Source organism: Mesorhizobium sp. (assembly GCF_004962925.1).
In the GTDB taxonomy this organism is placed as follows: Bacteria; Pseudomonadota; Alphaproteobacteria; order Rhizobiales; family Rhizobiaceae; genus Mesorhizobium.
On the sequence record NZ_SUEO01000370.1, the window covers coordinates 1 to 2,052 of the forward strand.

General features: G+C 62.5%; 3 protein-coding genes. 2 read left to right on the forward strand and 1 reads right to left on the reverse strand.

What is annotated here, in order from left to right:
- Together E5W87_RS35005 and E5W87_RS35010 are read left to right on the forward strand one after the other, a co-directional pair.
- On the forward strand, positions 1-645 hold a 645-nt coding region (locus tag E5W87_RS35005), incomplete at its 5' end, for a glutathione S-transferase N-terminal domain-containing protein (protein WP_292408417.1).
- Positions 646-732: 87 nt separating this feature from the next.
- Positions 733-996, forward strand: coding sequence for a hypothetical protein (locus E5W87_RS35010; RefSeq protein WP_292408420.1), 264 nt, complete (start codon positions 733-735; stop codon positions 994-996).
- Between the two features lie 149 nt (positions 997-1,145).
- On the opposite strand, the gene E5W87_RS35015 is transcribed toward E5W87_RS35010, so the two are convergent.
- Complete coding sequence (locus E5W87_RS35015; protein ID WP_292408423.1) at positions 1,146-1,766, reverse strand: nucleoside triphosphate hydrolase; 621 nt, start codon at positions 1,764-1,766, stop codon at positions 1,146-1,148.
- Positions 1,767-2,052 lie beyond the last annotated feature (286 nt).

Here is a 2,052-nt window from a genome sequence, read left to right on the forward strand (position 1 = left end):
ATCCAGCTCTATTCGTATCCGACGCCGAACGGGGTGAAGGTGTCGATCGCGCTGGAGGAACTCGGCCTGCCATACGAGGCGCATGCGGTGAACATCGGCAAGAACGAAAGCTGGACGCCGGAATTCCTGTCGCTGAACCCCAACGGCAAGATACCGGCGATGATCGATCCGAACGGTCCGGGCGGCAAGCCGATCGGGCTGTTCGAATCCGGCGCGATCCTGCTCTATCTCACCGACAAGACCGGCAAGCTGATCCCGGCCGACCCGGTGCGACGTTACGAAACGATCCAGTGGGTATTCTTCCAAATGGCCTCGATCGGGCCGATGTTCGGCCAGGTCGGCTTCTTCCACAAATTCGCCGGGCGCGAGATCGCCGACAAGCGACCGCTGGAGCGCTATCGCGACGAATCGCGGCGGCTGATCGGCGTGCTTGAGACAAGATTGAAGGGCCGCAGCTGGATCATGGACGACGATTACACAATCGCCGATGTCTCGATGCTGGGCTGGGTGCGCAATTTGATCGGCTTCTATGAAGCGCGGGAACTTGTCGGCTTCGACGACTTTCCCAATGTCGCGGCATGGCTGGAACGCGGCCTTGCCCGGCCAGCAGTGCAAAAGGGCCTCGACATCCCCGCTCGGGGCTGACTACCAGCTAACCGGTCGAGCCGCACAAGCGGCTGTTTTATGCGTGCCTACTTTGCCTTGGTTTTGGGTTTTGAGCCGCCCTTGCCCATGACGGAAGCGGCAAGCGATGCGGCGCTCCTGGCGGTGGCGACAACCGCACCAGCCGCGACATTGGCCGTCGTTTTGACCGTGCGCATTGCGCTATCTGCCATCGAGCTGCCGCCGCTTGCCGATTTCCTCGGCTTGGCGGGTTTTGCCGCGGGCTTGGCTGAGGCCGGGCTCACTTTCTTTGGCGCTGCCTTGCCAAAGCTGGGCTTTGCCGCATCCCTGGAGCGCGCGGCGACTGCCGGGCCGGCGCCCGTCTTTGATTGAATTGCCTTTGATCGAGTCGCCCTGCCCTTCGCGGGCGCAGGCTTTCTTGCCATGGTTGCCATTGGACGTTTCCCTCATGTCAGCATCATTGCCGTATCTGACATAACGGTCGCAAAGTCCTAAGGTTCCGGCCGCGGCCGTCCTGCCAATCAGGCTTGATCGCCAATCACCAGATCGGCAGGGCGGCGGCGGGCAAGCACGCGGTCGATGTTGGGCATGTCGTTGGAGGCGATCCAGGCGCGGGCGTCCTCGTCGGAGCGGCCATGTTCGTGCCATCGCTCAAGCAGACGGCGCTCGAGCTCGGCGCGCGGCACATCGACGAAGACAGAGAAATCGAACAGCGGCGCCAGTCGCGACCAGGGTTCTTCGTCGAGCAAGAGATAATTGCCTTCAACCAGGATGAATTTGGTATCGGCAGCGATGATCGAAGCGGCGGCACGCGACAATTCCATGCTGCGGTCGAACACCGGAATGGCGATGTCGGGCTCGCCCGCGCGGATACGTTTCAGCAAGGTTTCGAAACCGGCAAAGTCAAAGGTCTCCGGAGCGCCCTTTCGCGCGCGCAGGCCGCGCCGCTCGAGCACGACGTCGTCGTAATGGAAGCCGTCCATGGGCACGATCTCGGCCGCACCTTCCGGCAGCAGTTCATGCAGGCGAGCCGACAGCGTCGACTTGCCGGCGCCCGGAGGACCGGCAATGGCAACGACAAAGCGCTGCGCCTTGCCGGCGCGTTTGAAGATGGTGGCGGCGAGATGAGCGATCTCGGACATCGGGGCCTTTCCGGCTGGGTGTTTTCGATCGCATCTTGGCGATAGTTCGCGGGAATTTCAAATCTGCACTGGTGTTAAAGGCGACCAAGTTGTCGAGTTCGGCGCTGAAGCGATTGCCCCAGGGCACAGCCCAATCAGGCAGGCACAGATTGCCCGATACGCAGGAAATCGCCGTCGAAAGGTACTTCCCTGGTCGAACCGTCGGCCGCCATGAGGCGCATGTGCCCCTGCGCGGTGGTGATGTTGCGCGGCGGCTCGCCGCCGGCTTCTTGAGACAGGGCGCCGA